The organism is Nocardia sp. NPDC052112, assembly GCF_040680135.1.
In the GTDB taxonomy this organism is placed as follows: Bacteria; Actinomycetota; Actinomycetes; order Mycobacteriales; family Mycobacteriaceae; genus Nocardia.
The window spans coordinates 384,272-408,385 of sequence record NZ_JBFAWD010000006.1; the positions used below are offsets into that span (position 1 = coordinate 384,272).

Below are 24,114 nucleotides of genomic sequence, written 5' to 3' on the forward strand. Positions count from 1 at the left end.
GATGCTTTTGCGGTATTGAAGAAAGTGGCACGTTTTGACCGATCAGCTAGTTGCCTCCAGATCACGAGTGCACGATGTCGACGCCCTGCGCGGCTTCGCTCTATCGGGCATCTTCATCGTCAACATCACCTTCATGGCCTCGGGTTATCCCGGCAATCTGGCGATCGACCCCGCGTACGTCTCAATCCTCGACGACGTGGTGCGCGGACTGTCCGAGGTATTCGTCGATATGAAGTTCTATCTGCTGTTCTCATTCTTGTTCGGTTACAGCTTCACCCTGCAGATGGAATCGGCGGCCGCGGCACGAGCCGCCTTCGAACCGCGAATGCTGCGCCGCATCGGCGGCCTGTTCGTCATCGGTGTGCTGCACTCGGTGTTCCTGTACGCGGGCGACGTGCTTACCACCTACGCGGTGGCGTGCTTGGTGTTGTTCTGGATGCGGCGGGTCGGTGACCGAACCGCGTTGCGCGTCGCGGCGATTCTGTACGGCTTGGTCGTGGCGAGCCTGCTGCTCGGTGCGGTGTTCATGGACGTGTCGGCGCTGCTGCCCTCGAGCACCGAGGCGCAGGCCAATGCCGAGCGCGCGACCCAGGCCATGCTCGGCAGCTGGGGCGATGTCATCGGTGTGCATCTCGACAGCCTCGGACTCCTTGTCCTGCAATCCCTTACACTGCAGGGACCGACCGCGCTCGCCATGTTACTACTCGGCATGGTCGCGGGCCGCCGCAGATCGCTCGCCGACGTACACCGTGACGAACCGATCCTGCGCCGAATCCAACTCGTCGGCTTCCCCATCGGCCTCGCTGGCAGCGTCCTCTTCGCCATCGGCGGCGGCGTCGGCCACATCCTTGCGGTGGCAGTCAGTCTCGCCACCGCCCCATTCCTCAGCGCCGCCTACATCGCAACCCTGCTCCGAGCAATGCACAGCCCCCGCACTTCCTTCATCCGCACGGCCCTGGCCCCCGCCGGGCGCATCGCCCTCACCAACTACCTCACTCAATCGGCAATCGGCCTATTGATCTTCACCGGCATAGGCCTCGGCGCCGCTGGCACTTTCTCGCCCCTCGCCACCGTGTCCACAGCCCTCATCGTCTTCACCCTCCAACTGGCCCTGAGCGCAATCTGGCTCCGCTGGTTCCGCTACGGCCCTGCCGAATGGATCCTCCGCTGGATCACCAACGCCCACCGCCCCGCCTGGCGCACAGCCCTCCCGACAACAGCCCTGGCCAGTGACGAATCGATGAAGGCGGCGAGAATTTCGAGATGGCGCGACAAGGGGCGAACAAGCTCCTAGTGCTGGTCAACGGGCTACCCGGATCGGGAAAGTCGACATCGGCACCGCCGCTCGCCCGCCAAGGACACCGTGAAAGAAGCCCTGGCGGAGGGTATTTCCCGGCCCGACGCCGTGCCCTCGCTCGGCGCGATCGCGATGGAGGCGGTCTGGTCGGTCGCTACGGCGATACCGCAGACCGTGGTGATCGACTCACGGTGGTTTCGGCCGCGCGACCTCGAGTTCGCTGATGCGGCGGTGATCACACTGCGGGCGCGGCCGTGGTCGTGGGGCGCGGCGATATCACCACTGTTGGAAATACGCCTGCGTTGACTGTTCGAGAGAATAGTCGACTTGACATCGATCGGCGCCAGTAGGTCCGGATGTAGGAGCGGTGATGTTGGTAGCGGTGCCGGACGGTGATGCTGGCAAGGATGACGCAACGGCGAACGGAGGTACGGAGGGAGCGACTCAGGGAGTACCGAATCCAATTCCCGATGCCACCTCCGGATCGAATGGAGGTGACAATCTATCTATCGATTCGGACCAGATGCAGTCGCCGATAGCAATGGTCGATCTGATAAACGACAATCTCACCGCGATAAATAAACGCCTGGCCGGATCGGCCGCCGATGCACTTCTCGGCGCGGTCCCACTCATGATGTATTCAGGAATCTTCGGCGATAGCGCTATCGAATCTGCTTGGTCAGAGTTCCATAGGGCCTGGGTTAGCGAGGTGGGTGTGACAAGTTCGGCAATTGCCGAACTCAGGAAGCTGCTCCCCGACGCCACCGCGAAGTATGAAGGAGGGGATATAGCTGGAAGGCGGGCGGTCAGCGGTGTGGATATCGATACGCCGGGCTCAGGAGTGGTCCCGGCGGATCCGCCGCCCATTACGAGCCCGTTGCCGCCAGATGCACTCGATCCGAGTGGATCCGGGGTGGTGACCGAGCCCAATACAGCACCGACCCCGTAGGTCCGGAGTCGGAGGATGAGCACAGTTTCTGCGCTACAGGCAGCGCTGGACCTTATCGATGGCCTGATCTTCGACAGTCGTGCACCGGCCCTGCCATCCACGGGCTTGCCGCACGCGATCGAGATCGCCCTGATGCCCCCCTCGCCGGGTGGCTCGCCGACGAGCATTACCGAGCGGGCGGGCGACTATAAAGTCGCCTCGGATGCATATAACGGCTCCTGCGCGGATTTGACCACCATCGCAAACGGATCACTCCCTACCGCCTGGCGCGGAGCGGCCGCGGAGACCGCCGTGGAAGCTGTTCGGGCGCTCGGGTCTCAATCAGACGCAGGCTCGGTAGCCTTTCTCGGCGGCGCCACGGCGTTGAATGTCTTTTCCCAGAAGTTGGCACAGGCACAGCAGACCGATGGACGGGGCGTCGAACTGCTGAAGCAGGCGAAGGCTGCGGCGTTATCACCTGGCGGTGCCGGGATCAACTGGTTCGAGATTCGCCACAAGGCGGCGCAGGGCTGCCATGACCGCCTCACCGCCGCCAAACTCCGTGATGACGCAGCAACCGATGTGGTGAGCGCACTCAAGCAGTTCGCCGCGCAGGCCAGAGCGAGGCAGATCAACTCACCCGGCATCGATCCATTGTCGACGGTAGTTCTGGCATATGCCGGAGATTACGGCTACACGCCGAATCCCCTCCTGGGCATCCTCACCCCGACAGCTTTGGCGCGCGCCTCCCAATTGCTGAACGACATGTCGGAGGCGGATCGAAAGGAGTTCGAGAAAATGCTGGGCGACGCCAAATCCCCGCAGGAGGCCGCATACATTTGGAAAGCATTGGCAGCGGGATATTCATTGGCCGACGTGCAGTCGTTCGACAAATTGGTACACCCGCACGGCGATGACCCCGCTTGGCTGTCCAGCCATCTGAACCCGCAGGTCAATACGATGAATAAACAATTGGGGAAGGACGGTGAACATACATTAGGATATAAGGGCCAGTCGACCTATCTGACACCGGCAGAGGAGAAAGGTATGGTCTACGTCCACGATTTATACGAACAAAACAAGGGCAACTGTGTTGCCGCCTCCACCGTTGTCGCACGAGCCGCCAACGACCCGGTATTCATGCTTGGGTTGACGACCGGCCAAGGCCCGGCCGCGGTGGCGGGCGCGGCGCCGGGCGACGATTCCTCCACCGCATTCCGCGACCGGTTGGTACATGTCTACAACACCACCGACGCCGCCCTGGACAACACCCCCGAGGGCAGGGCCAGACTGTTCACCACCGAGCTCCAGCCGTCAACCGGCGACTCTTACTCCGTTACGACTGTGCCTGATGGTTCCCCTGCCAAGGAGTCGGCGGCACGGGAGGCGATGTTGCCCGAGATCGAAACCTCGGTGAATGCGGGCAAACCGGTTCCGATCAGCATAGTGGCGGACAACAACGATGCCCACGAATTGGTGATCATGGCGGCGGACGATGACAAGTTGGAGGTCTATAACCCCTGGGGTTACACAGAATGGGTCACCAAGCAGCAATTCATCGACGGTGAGCTGGGCGCGGTGACGGAAACCGCACCGAAAAAGGGTTTGAGCGATGCCTACGATGCCGGGCTGCCACAATGAGCGTTCCGAGGATTCGTCGCGATGAAGCGTTGGGCGAGATCGACATCGAGGCGGCGATCGCTGCTGGTATGGCTGAACCCGACGAAGCACGCTCAGCCCTGTTCGGTGCGGCGGCCGTAGCGGCGGCGCTGCGCGCCGATGAACTCGAGGTCGACCCGTATTCTCTCGAATTCCTGGCCGGCTGTGTGCGGGCACTCGGCTTGGAGGGCGCATTGGAGCTACCTGAACCGCTGATCGGCGAGCAGCGGACCGAACTGGTCCGCGGTTGGATGTCAGCCGCTCGCCTGCCACGCGACCCCGATGCCCTCCGCGACCAACTATTCGCCAGATGGCTGGACGCTGTCGCTGTGGTGCTCGCCGCGCGTCGGCGTGTCCGAGCGACAACCGGCGCAGAGAAGTTCGGTCGCGAGGACAACGCGCTCTGATCCATCCGGTCCGCCGACCGAGCTGGTCAGGCGGCGGTGGTTGTGGGGAGGTGGGTTAGGGCTTCGAGCGCTGCCGTGGTTGTTTCGGGGATGGCGGGGAGGAGGGGGAGGCGGACGGTGGGGGTGGGGATGCGACCTTGGGCGGCCAGGGTCGATTTGATGACTACTGGGTTGGGTTCGGCGAAGAGGGCTGCGGAGAGGGGGGTTAGGCGGCGGGTGAGGGTGCGGGCTTCGTGGATGGGGCCGTTGCGCCAGAGGTTGATCAGGGTGGCGAAGGCGGAGGTAGCGAGGTGGGCGGTGGCGAGGATGGCACCGGAGGCACCGAGGGCCAGGAGCGGGGCGGCGTGCAGGTCGTCACCGGCCAGCACGGTGGTGCCGGGTGGGACGGTGGCCATGAACGTGGATGTGGTGTCGTCGATGCCGCCGACGGCGTGTTTGAAGCCGATGATGTTCGGGATGCGGGTGAGTTCGTGGAGGGTGTCGAGGCCGAGCGGGCGGCCAGTGCGGTGCGGAATGTTGTAGACGATGAGAGGGACGGGGCTGGTGGCGGCCAGCTCGCGGAAGTGGGCGAGGACGCCCGCTTCGGAAGGCCGGGTGTAGTAGGGGACGACCGTGAGTGCCGCGGTGACGGTGGAGCCGAGAGCGCGGAGCGCTTCGGCCGAATCCGCGGTGGAGTTCGTGCCCGCGCCGGCGATCAGCGCAGCGTTGCGTTCTCGGCAGACGGTGCCGCAGATATCGAGGATGCGGCGGCGCTCTTCGGGGGTGAGGGTGGCGGCTTCGGCGGTGGTGCCGAGAGCGACTATGCCGGTTGCCCCATCGTCGAGTACCTCATGTGCCAGGCCCGCCAATGCGTCGGCGGCCAACTCGCCGTTGGCGGCGAACGGCGTGATCAGGGGGACGAAAAGGCCGGTGAGCGTCATGGTTTCCAGACTGGCCCGCAGCGATGCTTCAGGTCTAGTTCATATTTCTTGCGCCGAGCATAAGCTGAACTGATGCTCGACATTCGAAAGCTGCGCCTGCTGCGCGAACTGGCCCATCGCACGACGATCGCGGCGGTCGCGGAGGCAATGAGCTACACGCCGTCGGCGGTCTCCCAGCAGCTGACCGCATTGGAGCGGGAAGCAGGCGTACCGCTGCTCGATCGAACCGGGCGACGCGTCACGCTCACACCCGCCGCGCTCACCCTGGTCGAACACGCCGAGACAATCCTGGCGGCACTCGAACAGGCCACCGCCGACCTCGCCGCGTCCCGCGCCGCACTCACCGGAACGCTGCGTATCGGCGCTTTCCCGACGGCGGTAGCCACAATCCTCTCTCCCGCCTTGGTCGCGCTGAGCCGTGCGCATCCGCGACTGGATTTGCTTGTCACAGAACTGGATCCGGCCACCGTCCCGGACGCACTGCGCACGGATGCGCTCGACGTCGCGCTGGTTCAGGAGTACGACTACGTACCGGCCGACCCAGATCCCGCCTTGGACACCGAGCCTCTCCTCGAGGAGACCATCTACCTGGCCGCCCTGACCAGCACACCGCTGGAAGACCTCCGCGACGCCTTCTGGATCGCCGGCACGCCCGGCACGCTTTGTCACACAATGACAATCCGCGTCTGCCAGGCAGCCGGATTCACGCCGCGGGTCCGTCATCACGTGGACGATTTCAGCACGGTCCTCGCCTTGGTCGCGGCCGCCCAAGGCGTCGCCCTCGTCCCCGAACTCGGCGCACTGACCCCACCCCCGAACCTTGTGCTGACCCCCCTGCCCACCCGACGCAAAACCCACTTGGCCTACCGGCGCGGTACCGGCCGACACCCCGCCGTCGTCGCGGCCCGCACCGCCCTACGCGCCTCCGCCGACAAACTCGACAAGTAACCAAGATCAGGGGGAAACTATGGCGGCAAAACGCGACTTGGCCGCCGCCACAGTTCCACCTGATCTTGATCTGCTACGCGAGCGACTTCCGCAGCGCTGCCAGTTCGTCCCCGCGGGGGTTGCTCACCACGCTCGATTTCGGGGTGTTGAAGGTCTGGACGAGATGTGAGTCATCGTCGAAGCGGGCCCACCCGGGATTGCCGGACTCGGCGAAAGCTACCCATGCGGAGTGGATTTCATCGGCGAGCGATTGCGGTGGGTTGGGTCCGGTCAAGGTGTGCGCGCCCGCGAGCGCGTCGAAGACGAACGGCACCTCCAAGACGTGACAGGCACCGAGGCCCTCGATATCGGATGACCAAGCGAACTCATAGGCATAGCTCGGCGTACCCGCGGCCGCGATCGACTGTGCGATCCGCAGGGTGTCCGAGCGGAAGGCTCGATCGGTGATGATGGTGGCGAAGACATCCGCCGCACTGGCACCCGGACGATCGGCACTGTAGATGTCCCCGAGCGCGGGATCGAGTCCGTACCGGGTGAGCACGAAAGGTAATGTCTCCGTGGTGATTCCGGCGGCAACACCGGTCGGAAACGTGAAGAACCGGAACTCCTCGGCGGTGCATCCGGCAATGAGCGGTACCGCACGACCAGGTTGTGCGGCAAGCACTTTGACAGGTAGCCCTTCGACTACCTCGCCATCGATCACCGGCAGCAGACTCATGATCCCCATCCCGCTGGTGATGATCGACGATCCCCACCGCGCCGGATCCGGATCGCTCATCAGGGCGAGCGCGAGTGCGTCCTGCGCCGCGCGCAACTCGTCGGGACCGAGCTCGCCGAAATCCGCCGCGGTGGGGTTGATTCCCAGACTTGTGGCCAGCTCGCCGGCGAGCTTGCGCGCGTCCTCCACTGCCACCGCTGCCGAGCCATTGCCACTCTGCATGATCGCTTGCCGGAACAACCCGCGGGACAGCGGCGAAGCCATCAGCGTCGCCACACTCATTCCGCCCGCCGACTCACCGAATACGGTGACCCGGTTCGGATCCCCGCCGAAGGCGGCGATGTTCTCCTGCACCCACCGCAGCGCGAATAGTTGATCGTGTAACCCCCGGTTGAGCGGCGCATCCGGCACCGCCGCGAATCCAGATATCCCGAGTCGGTAGTTGATCGAAACCAGCACGACCCCATCGCGCGCGAACGCCGCACCGTCGTAGATCGCCCGAGCATTGGAGCCTCGGGTGAATGCACCGCCGTGAATCCACACCATCACCGGCAGTCCGGCACCGCCCGGATCCGGCGTCCACACATTGACATTCAGATATTCGTCGCCCGGTATCCCGTCACTGCCGATCAGCGCGTGGATCGGCGGGGAATAGGGGGGCTGCACGCAGGTGGCGCCATGGGTGAGCACATCACGAATCCCCTGCCAGTCCGGCACCCGGGTCGGCAGCCGGAACCGCGCCGGTCCGACCGGCGCCGCCGCATACGGCACCCCGAGAAATGCGCTTACCCCGGCGGTCGTCCGGCCGCGGATCTTGCCGCCGGTGACGGAAACAATCGGTTCCATGAGTCTCCTTCGCTCTGACTCGATTCTCTACGCAGCCCCCCGGCGTCGGACCACTATTTCGAGCACCTCGCCGAACTTCCGGAATAGCCGCCGATATGCCGTGGTTGCGCACAACCATGACGATCACCCTCGAGCAGGCACAGACCGTTCTCGCCGCCGCACGGACCGCGGCCACCGAGCGATCCGAGACGGTGGCACTCGCGGTTGTGGACCAGGGCGGCAATCTGGTCGCATTCGTTCGCGCCGACGGCGCACCCCTTATCACCATCGATACCGCGATCGGCAAGGCCTTCACCGCCATCTCGATCGGCGCGGACACCATCAACCTGACCCCGGCCATCCAACCGGGCCAGCCGCTTTTCGGCATCGGACTCGGTCTGGCGGGGTCGCGCTCGCTCGTCCCCTACGGTGGCGGTGTCCTCATTCGTTCGGGCGATGCCGTCATCGGGGCGTTGGGTGTCTCCGGCGCCGCGTTGTCGCAGACCGACCACGAGATCGGGGTGGCCGCTGTCGGTCGGCTCGCCTGAGGTCGGCGCCACGCAAGGCGCATGCAAGGCGGTGTAAGTCCGCCGCAATCACCCATCGGCAGAGTCGAGTTCATGAACGAGACATTCGATGTGGTCGTCGCCGGTGCCGGACCGGTCGGACTGATGCTGGCCTGCGAACTACGCCTCGGCGGTGCCGAGGTACTTGTGGTCGAGCGGCTGACCGAACCCGATCCGACCATCAAAGCCGGCGGGGTCAACGTGCCGACGGCGCAGGCGTTCGACCGTCGTGGCATGCTGCCTGATCTGCTCGAACAGCAGAACGCGACGGTGCAGCGCATCCGCGCCGCGGGGATGTTCCCGAGTGCCGCGGGCCAGCGCCTGCCGATCGGCGGTCATTTCGCGGGCATCGTGCTCCGCACGGACAACATCGATTTCGACGACCCGGCTTTCGCCGAACTCGGCCCCGGCGCCGAAGTGGTGCTCGTGGCCCAACAGGCCATCGAGGCGACCCTGGCTCGGCGCGCCGCCGAACTCGGGATCGCGGTCCGGCGCGGTGTGGAGTTGACCGAATTCGGCGATGACGAAACCGGTGTCACCGTCCACCTCGGCGACAGCATCGTTCGGGCGGACTGGCTCGTCGGCTGCGACGGTGGCCGCAGCACCGTCCGCAAGCTGGCTGGATTCGATTTTCCCGGACTGGACGTGGAGATCACCGGCCATCAGGCGGTTGTCGAAATGACCGGCGCGCAGGGTTTGCGGCCCGGTTGGAATACCACCGAAACCGGGATCTACACCAGTGGACCGACACCGGGCCGTATCGTCACCGTGGAACTCGACGGTCCGCCCGCCGACCGGGCGACACCGGTCACCGCGGCCGAATTGCAGGCCAGCCTGCGCGCGGTATCGGGTGTGCCGGTCGAGATCACCGCGGTGCACTCGGCAACACGGTTCACCGATAACACCCGCCAGGTCACCGATTATCGCAAGGGCCGGGTGCTGTTGGCCGGTGATGCCGCCCATGTGCATCCACCATTCGGCGGCCAGGGTCTCAATCTGGGCATCGGCGATGCGGTCAACCTCGGCTGGAAATTGGCCGCCGTGGTGCGCGGCGATGCAAGCGACGCTCTGCTCGATAGCTACACCGCCGAACGTCATCCGGTCGGCGCATGGGTGCTGGAGTGGACCCGCGCGCAGGTCGCGCTGATGCGACTCGACCAGCGCAGCAAGGCATTACGCGCGGTGATGACCGAACTTCTCGCGACCCGCGACGGCACCACCGCGATCTTCAAGAAGATCTCCGGCGTACTGCACCGCTACGACCTCGGCGGTGGCCACGATTTGATCGGCGCGGTCACACCGGATATCGAACTGTCCGACGGCAGCCGGCTCGGTGCGCACTTCGCCGATGGTCGCGCGATCCTGTTGGATCTGGCCGATTCCGCGGAGCTGCGGACCATCGCCCAACCGTGGTCGGATGTGGTACGCGTCGTAACCGCGAAACCCGTTGCACCACGCGAACTTTCCGCAATGCTGATCCGACCGGACGGTTACGTGGCCTGGGCCGCGGATTCCGGCGACCGCGATGGACTCGTCGAAGCGCTGCGCCGCTGGTTCGGTGACAAATCCTGATCAGCTGGTGCCAGCCCGGCCCGCCTGGACCGGGCTGGCACCCACCCCGGGGTATCAGGCCTCTCGTCGATACACCGCGACAACCGGAATCACCCGGGACGTCTTCGCTTGGTACTCACCGAATCCCGGCATCATCTCGACCATCCGCGCATACAGTTCGTCACGTTCTGCACCCGTCACCACCTCGGCCTTCGCCGGATAGCTCTCGGCTCCGAGCTCCACGGTGAATTCCGGATTCGCACGCAGATTGTGGTACCAGGCCGGGTGCTTATCGGCGCCGCCGTTCGAGGCGATGAGCACGATCCGCTCGCCGTCCGGGAGGTAGACCAGCGGGCTGGTGACCTGGCGGCCGGATTTGGCGCCCGTCGTGGTGATCACCACCATCGGCGCACCCTCGAACATGCCCCCGACCTTGCCCGCGTTGGCCCGGAACTCATTGATAACCTGCGCATTGAAATCGTTCACTGCACTCCGATCGGTTGTTTTCCGCACCAACCCACAGACCGCGCCGGAAATTCCGGCGCGCTTATTGCCGGACCGGACGACTCGGAATACAGTACGTACGTACGGTTTGGTTGAATCGACTTGGAGCTGCCGATGTGGGATCCCAAGAAGTATCTGGCCTTCGATGACCACCGCTCGCGCCCATTCTTCGAACTACTCGGTCGGGTCGGGGCCGAGACCCCGCGCCGTGTCGTCGATCTCGGCTGCGGTCCAGGACATCTCACTGCTTCGCTGGCCGAGCGCTGGCCAGGCGCGATTATCGAGGCCTCGGATTCATCGCCCGAAATGGTCTCCGCGGCAAGGAGTCTCGGCATTGACGCACAACTCGGCGCGGTGCAGGACTGGCAACCGGCACCGGATACCGATGTCGTGATCAGCAATGCCGTCCTGCACTGGGTGCCGACGCACACCACCCTGCTGCCCCGGTGGGTGCGTGCTCTGCCTGCGGGTGCCTGGCTCGCAATCCAGGTGCCCGGCAATTTCGACGCACCATCGCACCTCGCGATCCGCGAACTCGCGGCCCGCGACGAATGGCGGGACCGGCTCGCACCCGCGGGCGTCCTGCAGCCCCGCGATGTCCTCGATCCCAGCGGGTATGCCCAGCTGCTCACACTTGCGGGCTGTGCGGTCGACGCATGGGAAACGACCTACCTGCAACGACTCTCGGGGGAGGACCCGGTACTCGAATGGGTCACCGGAACCGCGCTGCGTCCGGTGCGCAACGCACTCGACGACACCGGCTGGCAGGAATTCACCGCACAGCTGGCGCCGGTCCTGCGCACGGCCTACCGACGCCAGCTCGACGGCACCACCTGGCTGCCCTTCCGCAGAGTCTTCGCCGTGGCGCACAAGTCCGGCTGAGACCAACGCCAGCACGAATGACCGATCGAGGCTCCCGACCCTGGGGAGCCTCGTATTCAGGCAGTACCCGGCGCGACGAACATAAAGCTCTTCTCCTCGACACGCTGCTTGATCCGCCAGCGGCCCTCGATGCGGGCGAAGGTGTCGTGATACCAGAGACCGCACAGCATGAGACTCTGCTGACCCTCACCGGTCGAGACCAGCATCGGATTGTGGCACATGGTGCGTCCGGTGGCGCTGTCTTCATCGACGGCGATGGACGAATTGCTGATCAGATGTTGGAACGCAAGGAAGTTCGGCATGACGGTGGCGAGGAACTTCTTGGTGGATTCCAGATCACCGGCCGGGCCGCCCATGGCCGTATAGTCGATATGCGCATCCGCGGTGAAGATCTCGTCGAGCAGATCCCACTGGTGGGTATCGACCGCATGTGAGTACCGGACCATGAGGTCCTCGATCTCCAGACGGTCGGAAATCTCCTGCAGGGACAGCATGGCGCCTCCGAATTGCCGACACATAGTTCCGCCGGAACGCGCAACTGTGGCTCAGGGTAGCGGTTGGCCGCGCACGGATCGGGCGAACGGTATATCAGTGCTGCACGGCGTCCCGTACCCGTCCGTCGGCGTCCCGCAGTAGCATGCGGGCCTTCGATGCGTCGACTCCGGCCAGGCGCATGACGATGGCGGTTTTCACGTGACCGTCCGCCGCGTCCAGCAGTGCCGCGGCGGTGTCGGGGTCGGCCCCGGTCGCCTCGGCGACGATACGGCGTGCGCGGTCGACGAGTTTGGCATTGGTCGGCCGCATATCCACCATGAGGTTGCCGTAGACCTTGCCCGCCCGCACCATGGCGGCAGTGGAGAGCATATTGCATACCATCTTCTGTGCCGTGCCCGCCTTCAACCGGGTGGAACCGGTCAAAACCTCAGGGCCCGTGTCGATTTCGATCCCTACATCGGCGAATGTACTGGCTTGCGCATGGCGATTGCAGGAAATCGCGACGGTCGCGGCACCGATCGAGCGGCCGTGTCGCAGCGCACCGACGGCGTAGGGGGTTCGGCCGCTGGCGGCCAGCGCGACGACCACATCGTCGCTGGTGAGCGTGATCGCGGACAGATCGGCGGCGGCCAGCCCGGGATCGTCCTCGGCACCTTCGACGGCGCGCAGGAAGGCATCCGGGCCGCCTGCGATGATGCCGAGGACCTCCCCGGGCTCGGTGCCGAAGGTCGGTGGGCATTCGACCGCGTCGAGCACACCGAGTCGGCCGCTGGTGCCCGCGCCCACGTAGATCAGTCGACCGCCGCGCCGCCGCGCCGCGACGATCAGCTCGACCGCCCGCGCTATCTCCGGAATCGCCTGCGCCACAGCGGAAGCCACACCGGCATCCTCGGCGTTCATGGTGCGCAGCAGCTCATCGATCGGCATCGAATCCAGTGCGGTGGTGCGCGGATTCGACGCTTCGGTTGTCAGCGAACCGATTTCGGTCACCGTGACACCGGGTAATTCATTCGGCCTCCTTGGTTCGACGATCCGCTACCGCCTCGTAGGTGCGCCGCAGCGCCCTGGCCGCCGACGGCGTGCGTTGCAGAACGCCGACATACAGTGCGTCGACGATGAGGAGCTGACTCATGCGACTCGCCATTGCCGCGGAACGAAATCCATCCTCGCGTCCGGCAACGAGCACCGTATGCGCGGCGGAATTCGCCAGTCCGGATCGCGCCCCTGCCGTCACTGCCACTGTCGTCACCCCCGCGTCGGCGGCCCGGCGCACGGCCTCGACGACCGCCGCGGTTTCGCCCGAATGTGAGAACGCGACGGTTACATCACCGGCCTGGAGCAGGCTTGCCTGGACCAGCGCATCATCCTCGGATGTGCATGCACCGCACCACATTCCGATGCGGGTCAGCTTCTGCGCCATATCCATCGCGACGAGTCCGGATGCGCCGATGCCGACCAGGTGCACCCGCCGCGCCCCGACCAGCGCATCGACGACGGCCTCCATGGTCGCCGGATCGGCGAGTTCGGCGGTCGCCATCATGCCCTCGGTTTCGAAGGCGGTGAGTTTGTGCAGCACCTTCGACAACGCGTCGTCGGCATCGATATCGGTGGCGAAAACCGGTGAGCCTTCCTCGCCACCGACCGCGGCCATTGCGAGTCGCAGCTGCGGATAACCCTCGTAACCGAGGGTCTTCGCCAGCCGCACTACCGCGGAGGTGCTGGTCGCCGACCGGTCTGCGAGCTGGCTCACCGTGAGCTGTGCGGCGGACGCGGGATCGTGGCGAATCACCTGTGCGACGCGCAGTGCGGTCGGGGTGAGACATGGCAGTGCCGCCAGCAGGCGCGTGCGCACGTCATCGGACTCGGGCATCGTTCATCCCGCCAGCGTGAGTCGTAGGGGCATGATCGTCGGTGCGCTGGGCAGCGCGAATCCAGCCGCACCCGGGGTGATCGAACCGAGCACCGCCGCGCGACCGGCTCCGGTGCAGCCGGGATGGGTGCCCGCGAGGCCGTGTGCGGTGAGGAAGCCGAGCACGGCGAATGCGGTGGCCTCTTTCGCCGCCGACGGTAGGCCGAATTCGTCGGATGTGCGCAATCTCGTGGGCCTCAGATATGCGCCGAGCATTGTCATCAGGGTGGGATTGCGTGTTCCGCCACCCGACGCGATGACCTCGGTCGGGCGCAGCGGTGCGAGGGCGTCGGCGATGGTGCGGGCGGTCAGCGCGGTCACAGTGGCGACAATATCGTCGGCGGCGCGCGCACGGCCGTCCAACACGCGCTCCAGATAGCTGCGGTTGAACAGCTCCTTGCCGGTGGTCTTGGGCGCCGGCGCGCGGTAATACGGTTCCGCGAGAAGGGTTTCCAGCAGATCGGTGTCGATATTCCCGCGGGCGGCCCGGCCCCCGGCACGGTCGAAATGCTCGGCGCCGCCGGTGCACAATTCGACCGCCGCATCGATGAGGGCATTGCCGGGTCCGGTGTCGAAGGCGACCGGCTTGTCGCCGGTGACCGTGACATTCGCGATCCCGCCGATATTCAGCGCGACCGCGCATCCGGGACGTCCCGCCAGCCACAACAGGTCGAACAGTCCAACCAGCGGTGCGCCCTGTCCACCTGCGGCGATATCGCGGGCACGAAAGTCGCTGACGACCGGTAATCCGGTGCGTTCGGCGATCCACGCGGGCTGCCCCAGCTGCAGCGTGCCTTGCACCGCACCGTCTCGCACCCAGTGGTAGACGGTCTGACCATGCGAGGCAACGAGATCAGCTGTGTCACCGAAGAACTCGCGCTTGGCCGCAACTGCGGCATCGGCGAATGCCTGGCCGATCGCGGTATCCAGACGGCACACGGTCGCCATATCAATGGCACAGGGCGGCAAGGCGGCGATAAGTTCCGAGCGTAGTTCATCGGGATACGCTCGGCTGAGCTGTCCGACGAGTCGCAGTTCAATCATCGTGTCCCGCAATACGATATCCGCTCCGACGGCATCGATCGCATCGTGCGAGGTACCCGACATCAACCCGATGACACGCACTACGCCACCACCGCAACAGGTTCCGGCTCCTCCGGTGCGGGAGCGGGATGAAACAGGCTCGCTATACCACCGACGATCAGCGTGACAAGCACGCCGATCGGCACCAGCCACTGTGCCGCGATGCCCTTTTCGACGACCTTCCCCGCGACGGTCACATCGACCTTGACCACCCGCACCACGAATGTCATCACGATCACTGTGGCGATGAAGGCGACGATCGCGTCGAATTGGTTGGCGCGCGCGACCAGCCGCCCGAGCAGGAATGCACCGAGCAGCGCACCGTAGGTGTACCCCGCGATGGTGAGCGCCGTCAGGTATACATTGCCCGTCGTCGCGCTGAACCCCATGGCGAACACCGCCATCAGCGCCGCCCACACCAGTGTCATCACGCGTGCGAGGCGCAGCAGCGTGTGGTCGGCGAGCGTATGTCGGGAGAAGCTGCGGATGATATCGGCGACCGTCGAATTGGCCATGGAATTCAGTGCCGAGGACAGCGAACCCATTGCCGCGCCCAGGATTCCGGCGACCAGCAGCCCGGAGACGACTACCGGCAGGCCGTGCAGAATGAAGTCGGGATACAGGCTGTCCGCACTGGCCAATCCGAGTTCCTTGGCCGTCTTGCCGCCGTTGTATGACCACAGCAGCACACCGACCAGGGAGAAGGCGGCGAACTGGATGGCCACGAAGATGCCCGAACCGATTATCGCCTGCTGACTGTCGCGTAGCGACCGTGTCGCCAGAATGCGCTGCACGATCAGCTGATCCGAGCCGTGCGAGGCCATCGCGAAGATCGCGCCACCGATAATCGCGGTTGGGAGGGCGAAGGTGCTGGTGAGAATGTGCGCGAGACCGAAATCGGTGTCGAAGACACGGAACTTGCCGGCATGCAGCGCATCCGACCAGCCGGACGCGCCGACGTGGCCGGTGAGCACGCAGATCGCGATGAGCGCACCGGTGAGGTAGAGGCCCATCTGCAGTGCGTCGGTCCAGATCACCGCTTTGATGCCGCCCAGGTAGGTGTACACAACGGTGAGCAGCGTCAGCACCACGATGATCGCGTCGTAGCCGAAGTCGAGCCCGAATTCGCTGAGTAGCAACTTGATCGGGATGGCGGAGGCGAACAGCCGTACGCCTTCGGCGAGCAGCCGGGTGAACACGAAGGTCACCGCGGCCACGCCCTGCAGATAGCGACCGAAGCGCAGCTCGAGATACTGATATGCGCTGACGAACCCGCCGCGCTTGTAGAGCGGGATCAGCACGATCGCCACGATGGTACGCCCGATGATGTAACCGATAGCCAACTCGACATTTCCGAATGCCTGATCGGTATACGCGCCACCGGGAATCGATATGACGGTGAGCACGCTGGTTTCGGTGGCCACCACCGAGAAGCACACCGTCCACCACGGCATTCGGCCCTCGCCGACAAAATAGTCGCTGCTGGACTTCTGTTTTCCGGATAACCGCAGGCCGATCCACGCGACGGTGACGAGATAGACGACGATGACGGCGAGATTGAGTGCGTTCAACGCAGCTCCCCGGTGACGCGACGGACTGAGTGCAACTAAGTGTCAGGCTTCACTAATACTCTGTCAATAAGTGTCAGAGATTCGGGTGACCAGCGCTTCGAGCGCGGTCGTCGAGTCGACGGCGAGCAGTGCCGCACCGTCGATCGGATCGCCGAGCGGGTCGCGGCGGTCGATCGCGTGTGCGATCCGGTGCTCGAGCGGGTCCAGAAGCGGTGCGCCGAGGTTGGTGAGACCCCCGGTTATCGCATAGGGGACCGGCGGGTGGATTCCGGATCGCTCGATCGCGGCGAGGACGGTGCCGGCGAGTGCGTGTGCGGCGGCCGCCATGATCGCGGCCGCGGCATCGTCGACGACGGCGGCGGCAACGACGGGCGCGAAGCTCGCGGCGACCAGGGCCGGATTATCCTGTTCGCCAAGATATTTCGGTAGTGCGTCCAGTTCGATGCCGTAGTGTTCGCGGACTTTGTCGACCAGGATGGTGTGTGGACCCCGCCCGTCATGGGCACGTAGCGCGGCGCGTAGACCTTCGAGGCCGATCCAGCCGCCGCTGCCTTCATCGCCGAGCTGAGGACCCCAGCCGTCGACTCGGGTGAACCGGCCCGCGTCGTCGACCGCCGTGGCGACGGCCCCCGTTCCGATTGCCAGCACGACTCCGGGCGAGCCGCCCAGCGCCCCCGCGTGTGCGGTGACGGCATCGGACGTCACGGCGACCGCCGCCGTGCCGGGGACCGCGGCCAGTCGCCGCGCGAGTGCCGCGGCGGCATCGGGTGCCGACACGGCACCCGCCGCACCCACCGAGAGCGTGAACGTTGTCGGTAGCGAGGCAATCTGATCGATTGCCGCGCGTATCGCGCGCTCTGCCGCGGTGACACCCGAAGCATGCGCCAACCCTGGCGCACCCGGTGCCTGCGCATAGCCCACCTGGCCTCCGTCGACACGGAGCGAACCGCGACAGCCGGTCTTGCCGAGATCGATCGCGAGGACATCGCTGGTCATGGGAAGATCTTTACCGTCGGTAGACTGCATTTATGGACGTTCCGTCGGAGCTGTCGCCATGAGCGAGCGTAAACCCCTCGGTGTCACCTTCGAATCGTGGATCGACAAACAGGTCCGCGTGGCCACCGAGCGCGGGGAATTCGAGAACCTCCGTGGCGCGGGCAAACCGATCCCGAACTCCGTCGACGACGAGAACTGGTGGTTGCGGAGTTACCTGCGCCGCGAGGGAGTGCGCGGTGATGGCCTACTGCCCCCATCGCTGATATTGCGGCGCGATATCGAGGAACTTCCGGAAACGGTGCTCGGTATGACCTCCGAACGCGAGGTTCGCAAAACGGTATCCGAACTGAACGAGCGCATCGTCGAGTGGTTGCGAATGCCGCACGGGCCGTATGTTCCGGTCGGACCGGTGAATACCGAAGAGATCGTCACACAGTGGCGCGCCAGCCGTGCGCCCACGCGTCGAGTCGATCAGCCGAAAGCGAGCGAGCCCAGCAGCCAGCCCGCCCCAGCCAAATCCCGTTGGTGGCACCGTGTTACCCGTCGAATGCCGGACTGACGCTCCGTTTACCTGAGGTGCAGCATGTTTCACCGGTCCTGTCCCGGCCTTCGCTGCCGTCGAGAATTTCCCGCTCGAGTAGCCGGTCAGACCAGAAATCGCAATGTCGACGGTTCGCCGCGGGTGAGGGCCGCGGTGTGCTCGGTCACGTTGAGGCCATCGCTGAGCGTCGATCCGGTGTCGAGCAGCGCGGCGAGTCTGGACTCCGTGTCTTTGACCGCCGCCGCCGCATCGAGGAGCGCCTCGATGCGGTCCGGCTCGACGACGATGACACCCTCCTCGTCGGCGAGGATCAGGTCACGGGGGGATACCTCGACGCCGCCGCAGGTCACCGGGATCTGCAGTTCACCGAGTTGCGCGGTGGTGCCTGCCATGGGCGTGACGAAGCGGCTGTACACCGGCAACGCGCAGCCTCGGACGTAGGTGATATCGCGATACCCGCCGTCGACGATGATGCCGCCGAGCCCGCGTACCAGCGCACCACGGGCGAATAGTTCTCCGGCAAGCGCGATTTCGGCACCACCGCCGTCGACCACGATGACATCGCCCGGCGCCGCCGTCTCGACGGCACGCAGCACCGCGAGGAAGTCGCCGCGACAGCGTACGGTGAAGGCGGGCCCGAGCATCCGCGGCTCGGCCGAGCGTGGCCGAATTGCGCTGTCCAGCACACGAATCGACTTATCCGCATCACAGATCGCCGTCGTATCGACGGCCCGGAATTTCCGGACGAGCTGGTCGGTCGGCATCGATGACGCCCCTTCGTAACTCGAATGACTGGATCAACTCGCATCGTACGGCCGGGACGATGCGGGTTCCTTTTGTGGCCGTGCACTGAGCAGCGCGGTCGTGTTCATCTGGCGAATATCCAGCAAATCGGAGTCATCTGATCGTATGATGCGTCAAGAATTCGGTTTGCCCTGCTGCGATGACGTCCAGGAGGTCATGCGCGTGGAAGACAACCGATACCCGGCCGAGACCGAGGACGAAAAGGTCCGCGAGATGCGCCGCAGAATCGCGCTGGCGCTACCCACACTGGGCCTGATGCCTCCCGTCGTCCGAAGAGGCTCGAACGGCAACGCGGCCGAGCCGTCGACCGTCGAATTCCCGACCGTCCAAGACCGGTCCCCGGGACCGGGCACCACGATTCACGGCTTGGCCGACTTGAACTGGCAGCCCGCGCCCGGCGCACCACCGCAGAGCTTCGAAACTGCCGACGTGCTCGGTTCCCATCGATCCGCCGGCTTCTACGCGAGCTACGCCCGCTGGCACCCCGGATGGATGAGCGCACCGCACACCTACACCTGCGACCGCCACGTGGTAATGCTCTCGGGCATCTGGACCGTCGGCGCGGGGCCCACCATCGACCTCACCACCACGCTGCCCGTGTACCCCGGCGAATTCGCCACGCGCGCAGCCGGTACGCCGCACTACGACGGAACTTTGTGCGACAGCCCGGAGCCCGCGGTCTTCATCCTGTTCGGAATCGGCCCAGCGATACCGGTTCCGGTGGACCCCGCGCGGCCGCCGTTCGTTCGGATCTGAGCGCCGGGACGAGAATGGGTCTGCGGCCGGAGAGATCGGAGGTGCGGTGCGACTGAATGCGAAGGTGGCGCGAGAACGGTTCATGGCCGAACCGGTAGCCCGACTGGCCACGGCTTCAACCGACCTGCGTCCACATATCGTGCCGATCGTGTTCGCGGTTGCCGACGACACCATCTACACCGCCGTCGATGCCAAGCCGAAGACGACAACGGCCTTGCGCCGCTTGGCGAATATCGCCACGAACCCCGCCGTGGCCGTGCTCGCCGACCGCTACCACGACGACTGGACACACCTGTGGTGGACCAGGGCCGACGGCAGCGCGCGCATCGTCGACGGCTCCGAAGCCGACCATGCGCTCGACCTACTGACCGCGCGCTATCCGATATACCGCACCCAGCCACCGCCCGGACCGGTGCTCGCCATCGACGTCACCCGCTGGTCGGGGTGGTCCGCGAGCTGACCTCCGATCACCGAATACGCAGGTGGATCCGCGGTAAATCGGCTGCACCGACGCCGCGGATCGTGAAAGCATGGCATCACCGGTCGGAAAGGGGATGCGCATGGGGCAGTTGGCGGGCAGGGTAGCGGTGATCACCGGCGGCGCTCGCGGCCAAGGGCGTTCGCATGCGGTGACTTTGGCGGCCGAAGGTGCCGACATCGTCCTGTGCGATATCGCCGCGCCGATCGCCAGCGTGCCGTATCCGCTGAGTTCGGAGGACGATCTCGCCCAGACGGTCGAGCTCGTCGAGGAAACCGGGCGGCGGTGCGTCGCGGTGCAGGCGGATGTGCGCAGCCGCGTGGAGATGGACGGGCTCGCCGAACGGGCCGTCGCGGAGTTCGGCCGGATCGACATCCTGCTCGCCAATGCGGGTATCGCCTCCGGCGCGGCCGTCGCCGAGATGGACGAGCAGATGTGGCAGGACATGATCGATGTCAACCTCACCGGCGTCTTCCACAGTTTCCGCGCCGTACTGCCGCATATGATCGAACGCCGGTGGGGCAGAATCGTTGCCACCTCGTCCATCGTGGGCCGCATGGGGGCGGCGAAGTCCGGCCACTACGCGGCGGCGAAATGGGGTGTCATCGGTTTGGTCAAATCGCTTGCGCATGAAGTCATCCCGCACGGCATCACCGTCAATGCGGTACTACCGGCCGGTGTGCGCACCGATATGATCATGAATCCGGCAATGTATTCGGCCATGGTGCCCGATATCGACAATCCCACCCTCGAGGATGTGGAGGCGATGTTCGCCGCCGCTCCGCCGAATGGCGATCTCATTGTGCCGCAAGAGGTTTCCCATGCGATCCTGCTCCTCCTCGGCGAATCCGGACGGCATTTCAACGGCGAGGCCATCACCATCTCCGGCGGCATGAGCGCGGGCACCACCTGACGCTAGAACCCGACGCTCAGAATCGCCAGTACGAACGGCGCGGCGACGACGAGCACCCCGATAACCACCAGCGCCGCAATCACATTCGCGATGCGCCAACCGCGGGAGTGGGAATAGCCGCGCGACATCCGATGCGCATCCGCCGTGGACTGCCGCGCCCAGTCCATATAACGGGCTACATTCGGGCTGGCATTCCGACTCGCCTGCCAGGACGAGAATCCGAGATTTGTCATCGTCGATGTCCTTTCGACACTTCGCTCGAACCGATGCCGCCCACGCTATTTTCCGCACGGCCGTCCGTGAATCCGCCGAAGTACTCATCCATCTACTCATCCGGCGGCCGAGTCGGAGCGCCAGTGGCTGTCGGCGGCGGTTGCTCAGGCAAACGCACCGCACGCGACGTGCACGAACATCCGATGAACCAGCGCCCGTAGTGCGTAGGATCACCGGCATGCGACTATCCACACGTAACCAACTCGTTGGAACAGTCGTCTCGGTCACCCGCGGCGAAGCGATGGCCGTCGTCCGCGTCCGGCTGACCGGCGGCGACGAAATCACCTCCTCCATCACCCGCGACGCGGCCGACGACCTCCAACTCAGCGACGGCTCCCGGGTCACCGTTCTCATCAAATCAACCGAAGTCGCCCTCGCCGTCGACTGACTCACTGACATCGAGATCCGCGGGTTGATCGGCCAGCCCGGCGATTACTCGCCGAGTTCAGCCGTGCTGGCCGATCAACCCGCGAATGGGTGGTCAACTCTGGGGACGGGCGATGATCAGCGGGCAGTCGGTGGCGTGGAGGACGGCTTGGCTGACCGAGCCGAGGGTCATGCCGGCGAAGCCGCCGCGACCGTGGCTGCCGACGACGATGAGTTGGGCGTGTTCGGCCTCGGCGAGTATGCGTCTGGCGGGTCGATCTTCGACGACCACACGCTCGACCTTCAGGTCCGGATACTGCTCCGGATAGCCGGCGAGGCCTTCGGACAGCAGTCCCTCGGCCTCTTTCTGCATATCGGCGCGGGAGATATAGCGGTTGAATTCGGACCAGGTGAGCACCGCGCGCACCGCGACATTGCGATGGACGGCCTCGTCGAAGGCGATCTCGATGGCGCGGGTGGCGCTCGCCGAACCGTCTACCCCGACCAACACCGGGCCGAGCACCCGATCCGGTGTGTAGTTCTCGGGTTCGGGGATGACGGCGACCGGGCAGTGTGCGTGCCTGGCCACGGCCGTGCTCACCGAGCCGAGCAAGGCGCGGCGAAAGGCACCGAGACCACGAGTGCCGACAACCAGCATGCGCGCATCCTTCGAGCGGTCGAGCAGCACCGGTATCGGCGGCGCCTCGACAACGAAGGTGGCGATATCGAGCTCACCTACTGGCGCGGCCGCCGCGGTCGCGAACGCACGAGCCGTTTCGACTGCTGCCGCACCGGCCGTTCGAAACGCGTCGTAATCGATCTGCTCGAAGGCGATTCCGGGCCCGAAGTCCATCGGGGCGCCGATGCCGTGGACGATGTGCAGTGGTGCGCGATGATGAACGGCGTCGACCGCGGCCCAGCGCACGGCCTCGGCGGCGGCGTCGGAACCGTCTATGCCGACGAGCACGGGGGGATTGATGTTGGTGGACATGGGATGGCATGGCCCTTCTACGCGACGGGGATGGGTGCTCTACTGGGGGTGGACGACCATGACCGGGCAATGCGCGGTCTGCACCAGCGCGTTGCTGGTCGAGCCGAGCAGCAGCCCGCGGAATCCACCGCGCCCCCGGCTGCCGACAACGAGTAGTTGCGCCGATCGCGACCACTCCACCAGGGCCTGGCGCGGCCCTGACAGGTACACCTTGCGGATAACCAGGACGTTCGGGTATTTCTCCTGCCAGCCCGCGAGCTGCTCGTCCAGGACGGCCTGTCCGGCGGACTCGGTGTCGCGATCGGAGACGGTGTAGGGGAGTCCGGCGAAGCGGTCGTAATACAGGTCGCTCCAGGCGTGAACCGCGATGAGTCGCGCATTGCGCTCGCTGGCTTCGGCGAACGCCGCCCCGACGGCGGCCGTGCCGACCGATCCGCCATCGACGCCGACCACCACCGGCCCGATCCGTCGGGTCTGCTGCTCGGTGCCGGTCTCACGCACGACCACGACCGCGCCGTGACCGTGGCTGGCGACCGCGAGCAGTGTCGACCCGAGATGGCTCAGGGGGCCACCGGTGCCTGCCGCACCGATCGCGACCAGATGCGCGGCTTCGGACAGCTCGATCAACAGGTGCGCCGGATTCGCCTCGGACACTTCGGCTTCCACGGTCAGGGCGGGATCGACATCGCGGGCCAGTCGACTCGCGGTGCGGACCATATCCGCGCCTGCAAGGCGGATCGCATCGATCACCGGCGGTGTGATCACATCGTAGATTCCGTAGACGGCTCCGGCCGCGGCGAGGTCGAAGCCGTGCACGATGCGCAGCCGACGGCCCCGCTGGGAGGCGGTCTCGGCGGCCCATCGAACGGCGAGATCGGCGGCCTCGGAGCCGTCGACGCCCACCACAATATCGGCCGACGCCAGCCGGCGCGTTCCATCGTGGGGCTTAGCGGCCATCACAGGTGTCCCTTCGGTGTTCGATTGAGCAGCTGCGCGCAGGTCGAATCGGGCAGAGGCCTTTCGGTGGTCGCCAACCGCTCGTGCACGGTGGTGGTATTCGGTTCGGCGACCGAGATCTGATACGACATCCCTGCGCTCCGATGTCAGGACCGGTGCGCGAGGTAATCGAGTTCGGTATGGGCGAGGCGATCCGCCCAGGCCCGCGCACGCTCCAGCTCGCCCGCGACGAGCGGACCGAGGATGCCCTCGACGAGGAAGTCGGCTGGTTCGTCGATCAGCTCATAGCCTAAGCGCCGCAACCGTTTTCCAGCACCGCGGGCGGCCGATCCGGGCAGCCAGGACGGTTTCGCTGCCTTGGTGGCGAAGGCCGCGGCCCGGGAGCCCGGCGGCACCGGTAGCGCCGCATCCAGCCACTCCCGCATGCCGATGTCGACCGTGACCGGCGCCTCGGTGCGGGTCGCCGCGTCGCGTCGTGTGCGTGCCCGGCTCATGCCGAGGGCGTGCGTCGGAGCGCCGACCACGAGTAGATCCACGGTCGGCTCAGGACGCTGGGCGGCTGCCGCCACATCCAGCACCTCCGCCTCGCCGTATGCACTCAGTTCCGCCGCGATGGCCTTGGCGATCGCGGCGGTGTTGCCGAACATCGACTCGTAGACGATCCGGACCCGCATGATGGTCTCTTCCGCCGGGAAACTCCTTAGACCTCGACGCTACGACCGGGCAATGCCCCCGGACAGTGCCGAACCGACGCTTGCCGAGGGACTTTCGGCCAT

General features: G+C 65.6%; 29 protein-coding genes. 14 read left to right on the forward strand and 15 right to left on the reverse strand.

What is annotated here, in order from left to right:
* Positions 1-34 precede the first annotated feature (34 nt).
* The 5 genes from AB0L58_RS14505 to AB0L58_RS14525 all read left to right on the forward strand — a co-directional run bounded on the left by AB0L58_RS14505 (position 35) and on the right by AB0L58_RS14525 (position 4,291).
* Positions 35-1,294 carry a DUF418 domain-containing protein gene (locus AB0L58_RS14505; RefSeq protein ID WP_364386485.1) on the forward strand — a complete coding sequence of 420 codons (1,260 nt, stop codon included), beginning with the start codon at positions 35-37 and terminating at the stop codon, positions 1,292-1,294.
* Between the two features lie 69 nt (positions 1,295-1,363).
* The gene (locus AB0L58_RS14510) at positions 1,364-1,603 is read left to right on the forward strand and encodes a hypothetical protein (RefSeq protein WP_364386487.1); all 240 of its coding nucleotides are present in this window, start codon (positions 1,364-1,366) and stop codon (positions 1,601-1,603) included.
* 64 nt (positions 1,604-1,667) lie between these two features.
* Complete coding sequence (locus AB0L58_RS14515; RefSeq protein WP_364386489.1) at positions 1,668-2,246, forward strand: hypothetical protein; 579 nt, start codon at positions 1,668-1,670, stop codon at positions 2,244-2,246.
* Positions 2,247-2,261: 15 nt separating this feature from the next.
* Positions 2,262-3,866, forward strand: a complete 1,605-nt coding sequence (locus tag AB0L58_RS14520; protein WP_364386491.1) for a hypothetical protein — start codon at positions 2,262-2,264, stop codon at positions 3,864-3,866.
* Positions 3,863-4,291: a hypothetical protein gene (locus AB0L58_RS14525; RefSeq protein ID WP_364386493.1), complete on the forward strand. Its 429-nt coding sequence runs from the start codon at positions 3,863-3,865 to the stop codon at positions 4,289-4,291. Before AB0L58_RS14520 ends, AB0L58_RS14525 begins: the two co-directional genes overlap by 4 nt.
* 26 nt (positions 4,292-4,317) lie before the next feature.
* Here the strand turns inward: AB0L58_RS14525 and dapA are convergent, their stop codons facing one another.
* Entirely contained in the window at positions 4,318-5,211 is an 894-nt protein-coding gene (gene dapA / locus AB0L58_RS14530) for a 4-hydroxy-tetrahydrodipicolinate synthase (protein ID WP_364386495.1), read from the reverse strand.
* 72 nt (positions 5,212-5,283) lie between these two features.
* On the opposite strand from dapA, the gene AB0L58_RS14535 reads away from it, so the two are divergent.
* Positions 5,284-6,159: a LysR substrate-binding domain-containing protein gene (locus AB0L58_RS14535; protein WP_364386497.1), complete on the forward strand. Its 876-nt coding sequence runs from the start codon at positions 5,284-5,286 to the stop codon at positions 6,157-6,159.
* A 73-nt stretch (positions 6,160-6,232) separates the two neighbouring features.
* On the opposite strand, the gene AB0L58_RS14540 is transcribed toward AB0L58_RS14535, so the two are convergent.
* Positions 6,233-7,723 (reverse strand): carboxylesterase family protein, encoded by a 1,491-nt coding sequence (locus tag AB0L58_RS14540; RefSeq protein ID WP_364386499.1) that lies wholly within the window; start codon positions 7,721-7,723, stop codon positions 6,233-6,235.
* A gap of 116 nt (positions 7,724-7,839) precedes the next feature.
* Here AB0L58_RS14540 and AB0L58_RS14545 point away from each other — a divergent pair, with 116 nt between their 5' ends.
* Positions 7,840-8,250 (forward strand): heme-binding protein, encoded by a 411-nt coding sequence (locus AB0L58_RS14545; RefSeq protein WP_364386501.1) that lies wholly within the window; start codon positions 7,840-7,842, stop codon positions 8,248-8,250.
* Positions 8,251-8,322: 72 nt separating this feature from the next.
* On the forward strand, positions 8,323-9,840 hold the full coding sequence (locus AB0L58_RS14550) for an FAD-dependent monooxygenase (protein WP_364386503.1): 1,518 nt from the start codon (positions 8,323-8,325) through the stop codon (positions 9,838-9,840).
* Between the two features lie 54 nt (positions 9,841-9,894).
* Here AB0L58_RS14550 and AB0L58_RS14555 read toward each other — a convergent pair whose 3' ends face one another.
* On the reverse strand, positions 9,895-10,305 hold the full coding sequence (locus AB0L58_RS14555; RefSeq protein ID WP_364386505.1) for a nitroreductase family deazaflavin-dependent oxidoreductase: 411 nt from the start codon (positions 10,303-10,305) through the stop codon (positions 9,895-9,897).
* Between the two features lie 132 nt (positions 10,306-10,437).
* Between AB0L58_RS14555 and AB0L58_RS14560 the strand changes: the two genes are divergently transcribed.
* On the forward strand, positions 10,438-11,205 hold the full coding sequence (locus AB0L58_RS14560) for a trans-aconitate 2-methyltransferase (protein ID WP_364386507.1): 768 nt from the start codon (positions 10,438-10,440) through the stop codon (positions 11,203-11,205).
* A 56-nt stretch (positions 11,206-11,261) separates the two neighbouring features.
* Here the strand turns inward: AB0L58_RS14560 and AB0L58_RS14565 are convergent, their stop codons facing one another.
* The 6 genes from AB0L58_RS14565 to AB0L58_RS14590 form a co-directional block, all read right to left on the reverse strand.
* On the reverse strand, positions 11,262-11,699 hold the full coding sequence (locus AB0L58_RS14565; protein ID WP_364386509.1) for a nuclear transport factor 2 family protein: 438 nt from the start codon (positions 11,697-11,699) through the stop codon (positions 11,262-11,264).
* 94 nt (positions 11,700-11,793) lie between these two features.
* Positions 11,794-12,690: an N-acetylmuramic acid 6-phosphate etherase gene (gene murQ, locus AB0L58_RS14570; protein ID WP_364386511.1), complete on the reverse strand. Its 897-nt coding sequence runs from the start codon at positions 12,688-12,690 to the stop codon at positions 11,794-11,796.
* A gap of 16 nt (positions 12,691-12,706) precedes the next feature.
* Positions 12,707-13,570 (reverse strand): MurR/RpiR family transcriptional regulator, encoded by an 864-nt coding sequence (locus AB0L58_RS14575; RefSeq protein WP_364386513.1) that lies wholly within the window; start codon positions 13,568-13,570, stop codon positions 12,707-12,709.
* Positions 13,571-13,573: 3 nt separating this feature from the next.
* The gene (locus AB0L58_RS14580) at positions 13,574-14,734 is read right to left on the reverse strand and encodes an anhydro-N-acetylmuramic acid kinase (protein WP_364386515.1); all 1,161 of its coding nucleotides are present in this window, start codon (positions 14,732-14,734) and stop codon (positions 13,574-13,576) included.
* Positions 14,734-16,263 (reverse strand): sodium:solute symporter, encoded by a 1,530-nt coding sequence (locus AB0L58_RS14585; protein ID WP_364386517.1) that lies wholly within the window; start codon positions 16,261-16,263, stop codon positions 14,734-14,736. The genes AB0L58_RS14580 and AB0L58_RS14585 overlap by 1 nt, the downstream gene beginning before the upstream one ends.
* Before the next feature lie 63 nt (positions 16,264-16,326).
* Complete coding sequence (locus AB0L58_RS14590) at positions 16,327-17,259, reverse strand: BadF/BadG/BcrA/BcrD ATPase family protein (RefSeq protein ID WP_364386519.1); 933 nt, start codon at positions 17,257-17,259, stop codon at positions 16,327-16,329.
* 58 nt (positions 17,260-17,317) lie between these two features.
* On the opposite strand from AB0L58_RS14590, the gene AB0L58_RS14595 reads away from it, so the two are divergent.
* A complete protein-coding gene (locus tag AB0L58_RS14595; protein ID WP_364386521.1) occupies positions 17,318-17,818 on the forward strand; it encodes a DnaJ family domain-containing protein in 501 nt (166 codons plus the stop codon).
* A gap of 86 nt (positions 17,819-17,904) precedes the next feature.
* On the opposite strand, the gene AB0L58_RS14600 is transcribed toward AB0L58_RS14595, so the two are convergent.
* Positions 17,905-18,564: an RraA family protein gene (locus tag AB0L58_RS14600; RefSeq protein WP_364386523.1), complete on the reverse strand. Its 660-nt coding sequence runs from the start codon at positions 18,562-18,564 to the stop codon at positions 17,905-17,907.
* A 202-nt stretch (positions 18,565-18,766) separates the two neighbouring features.
* Here AB0L58_RS14600 and AB0L58_RS14605 point away from each other — a divergent pair, with 202 nt between their 5' ends.
* From AB0L58_RS14605 to AB0L58_RS14615, 3 genes are all read left to right on the forward strand, one after another.
* Complete coding sequence (locus AB0L58_RS14605) at positions 18,767-19,360, forward strand: hypothetical protein (protein ID WP_364386525.1); 594 nt, start codon at positions 18,767-18,769, stop codon at positions 19,358-19,360.
* 52 nt (positions 19,361-19,412) lie between these two features.
* Complete coding sequence (locus AB0L58_RS14610) at positions 19,413-19,820, forward strand: TIGR03668 family PPOX class F420-dependent oxidoreductase (RefSeq protein ID WP_364386689.1); 408 nt, start codon at positions 19,413-19,415, stop codon at positions 19,818-19,820.
* 70 nt (positions 19,821-19,890) lie between these two features.
* Positions 19,891-20,751: a mycofactocin-coupled SDR family oxidoreductase gene (locus tag AB0L58_RS14615; RefSeq protein ID WP_364386527.1), complete on the forward strand. Its 861-nt coding sequence runs from the start codon at positions 19,891-19,893 to the stop codon at positions 20,749-20,751.
* A 2-nt stretch (positions 20,752-20,753) separates the two neighbouring features.
* On the opposite strand, the gene AB0L58_RS14620 is transcribed toward AB0L58_RS14615, so the two are convergent.
* Positions 20,754-20,984, reverse strand: coding sequence for a hypothetical protein (locus AB0L58_RS14620; protein ID WP_364386529.1), 231 nt, complete (start codon positions 20,982-20,984; stop codon positions 20,754-20,756).
* A gap of 218 nt (positions 20,985-21,202) precedes the next feature.
* Between AB0L58_RS14620 and AB0L58_RS14625 the strand changes: the two genes are divergently transcribed.
* Entirely contained in the window at positions 21,203-21,412 is a 210-nt protein-coding gene (locus AB0L58_RS14625) for a TOBE domain-containing protein (protein WP_364386531.1), read from the forward strand.
* A gap of 93 nt (positions 21,413-21,505) precedes the next feature.
* Here the strand turns inward: AB0L58_RS14625 and AB0L58_RS14630 are convergent, their stop codons facing one another.
* Genes AB0L58_RS14630 through AB0L58_RS14645 form a run of 4 tightly spaced genes read right to left on the reverse strand, consistent with a single transcriptional unit; the run spans position 21,506 to position 24,012 of the window.
* A complete protein-coding gene (locus tag AB0L58_RS14630; protein ID WP_364386533.1) occupies positions 21,506-22,381 on the reverse strand; it encodes a universal stress protein in 876 nt (291 codons plus the stop codon).
* Positions 22,382-22,420: 39 nt separating this feature from the next.
* Positions 22,421-23,338: a universal stress protein gene (locus AB0L58_RS14635; RefSeq protein WP_364386535.1), complete on the reverse strand. Its 918-nt coding sequence runs from the start codon at positions 23,336-23,338 to the stop codon at positions 22,421-22,423.
* A complete protein-coding gene (locus tag AB0L58_RS14640) occupies positions 23,338-23,469 on the reverse strand; it encodes a hypothetical protein (protein WP_364386537.1) in 132 nt (43 codons plus the stop codon). The genes AB0L58_RS14635 and AB0L58_RS14640 overlap by 1 nt, the downstream gene beginning before the upstream one ends.
* A gap of 15 nt (positions 23,470-23,484) precedes the next feature.
* On the reverse strand, positions 23,485-24,012 hold the full coding sequence (locus tag AB0L58_RS14645; RefSeq protein WP_364386539.1) for a flavodoxin domain-containing protein: 528 nt from the start codon (positions 24,010-24,012) through the stop codon (positions 23,485-23,487).
* Positions 24,013-24,114: the final 102 nt, after the last annotated feature.

Bases quoted from the DNA above. Each gene is read 5' to 3' on its own strand.
- AB0L58_RS14515 (WP_364386489.1), top strand. From the start codon at position 1,668: ATGTTGGTAGCGGTGCCGGACGGTGATGCTGGCAAGGATGACGCAACG.
- AB0L58_RS14520 (WP_364386491.1), top strand. From the start codon at position 2,262: ATGAGCACAGTTTCTGCGCTACAGGCAGCGCTGGACCTTATCGATGGC.
- AB0L58_RS14525 (WP_364386493.1), top strand. From the start codon at position 3,863: ATGAGCGTTCCGAGGATTCGTCGCGATGAAGCGTTGGGCGAGATCGAC.
- dapA (WP_364386495.1), bottom strand. From the start codon at position 5,211: ATGACGCTCACCGGCCTTTTCGTCCCCCTGATCACGCCGTTCGCCGCC.
- AB0L58_RS14535 (WP_364386497.1), top strand. From the start codon at position 5,284: ATGCTCGACATTCGAAAGCTGCGCCTGCTGCGCGAACTGGCCCATCGC.
- AB0L58_RS14540 (WP_364386499.1), bottom strand. From the start codon at position 7,723: ATGGAACCGATTGTTTCCGTCACCGGCGGCAAGATCCGCGGCCGGACG.
- AB0L58_RS14545 (WP_364386501.1), top strand. From the start codon at position 7,840: ATGACGATCACCCTCGAGCAGGCACAGACCGTTCTCGCCGCCGCACGG.
- AB0L58_RS14550 (WP_364386503.1), top strand. From the start codon at position 8,323: ATGAACGAGACATTCGATGTGGTCGTCGCCGGTGCCGGACCGGTCGGA.
- AB0L58_RS14560 (WP_364386507.1), top strand. From the start codon at position 10,438: ATGTGGGATCCCAAGAAGTATCTGGCCTTCGATGACCACCGCTCGCGC.
- AB0L58_RS14565 (WP_364386509.1), bottom strand. From the start codon at position 11,699: ATGCTGTCCCTGCAGGAGATTTCCGACCGTCTGGAGATCGAGGACCTC.
- AB0L58_RS14575 (WP_364386513.1), bottom strand. From the start codon at position 13,570: ATGCCCGAGTCCGATGACGTGCGCACGCGCCTGCTGGCGGCACTGCCA.
- AB0L58_RS14590 (WP_364386519.1), bottom strand. From the start codon at position 17,259: ATGACCAGCGATGTCCTCGCGATCGATCTCGGCAAGACCGGCTGTCGC.
- AB0L58_RS14595 (WP_364386521.1), top strand. From the start codon at position 17,318: ATGAGCGAGCGTAAACCCCTCGGTGTCACCTTCGAATCGTGGATCGAC.
- AB0L58_RS14600 (WP_364386523.1), bottom strand. From the start codon at position 18,564: ATGCCGACCGACCAGCTCGTCCGGAAATTCCGGGCCGTCGATACGACG.
- AB0L58_RS14615 (WP_364386527.1), top strand. From the start codon at position 19,891: ATGGCATCACCGGTCGGAAAGGGGATGCGCATGGGGCAGTTGGCGGGC.
- AB0L58_RS14620 (WP_364386529.1), bottom strand. From the start codon at position 20,984: ATGACAAATCTCGGATTCTCGTCCTGGCAGGCGAGTCGGAATGCCAGC.
- AB0L58_RS14625 (WP_364386531.1), top strand. From the start codon at position 21,203: ATGCGACTATCCACACGTAACCAACTCGTTGGAACAGTCGTCTCGGTC.
- AB0L58_RS14630 (WP_364386533.1), bottom strand. From the start codon at position 22,381: ATGTCCACCAACATCAATCCCCCCGTGCTCGTCGGCATAGACGGTTCC.
- AB0L58_RS14635 (WP_364386535.1), bottom strand. From the start codon at position 23,338: ATGGCCGCTAAGCCCCACGATGGAACGCGCCGGCTGGCGTCGGCCGAT.
- AB0L58_RS14640 (WP_364386537.1), bottom strand. From the start codon at position 23,469: ATGTCGTATCAGATCTCGGTCGCCGAACCGAATACCACCACCGTGCAC.
- AB0L58_RS14645 (WP_364386539.1), bottom strand. From the start codon at position 24,012: ATGCGGGTCCGGATCGTCTACGAGTCGATGTTCGGCAACACCGCCGCG.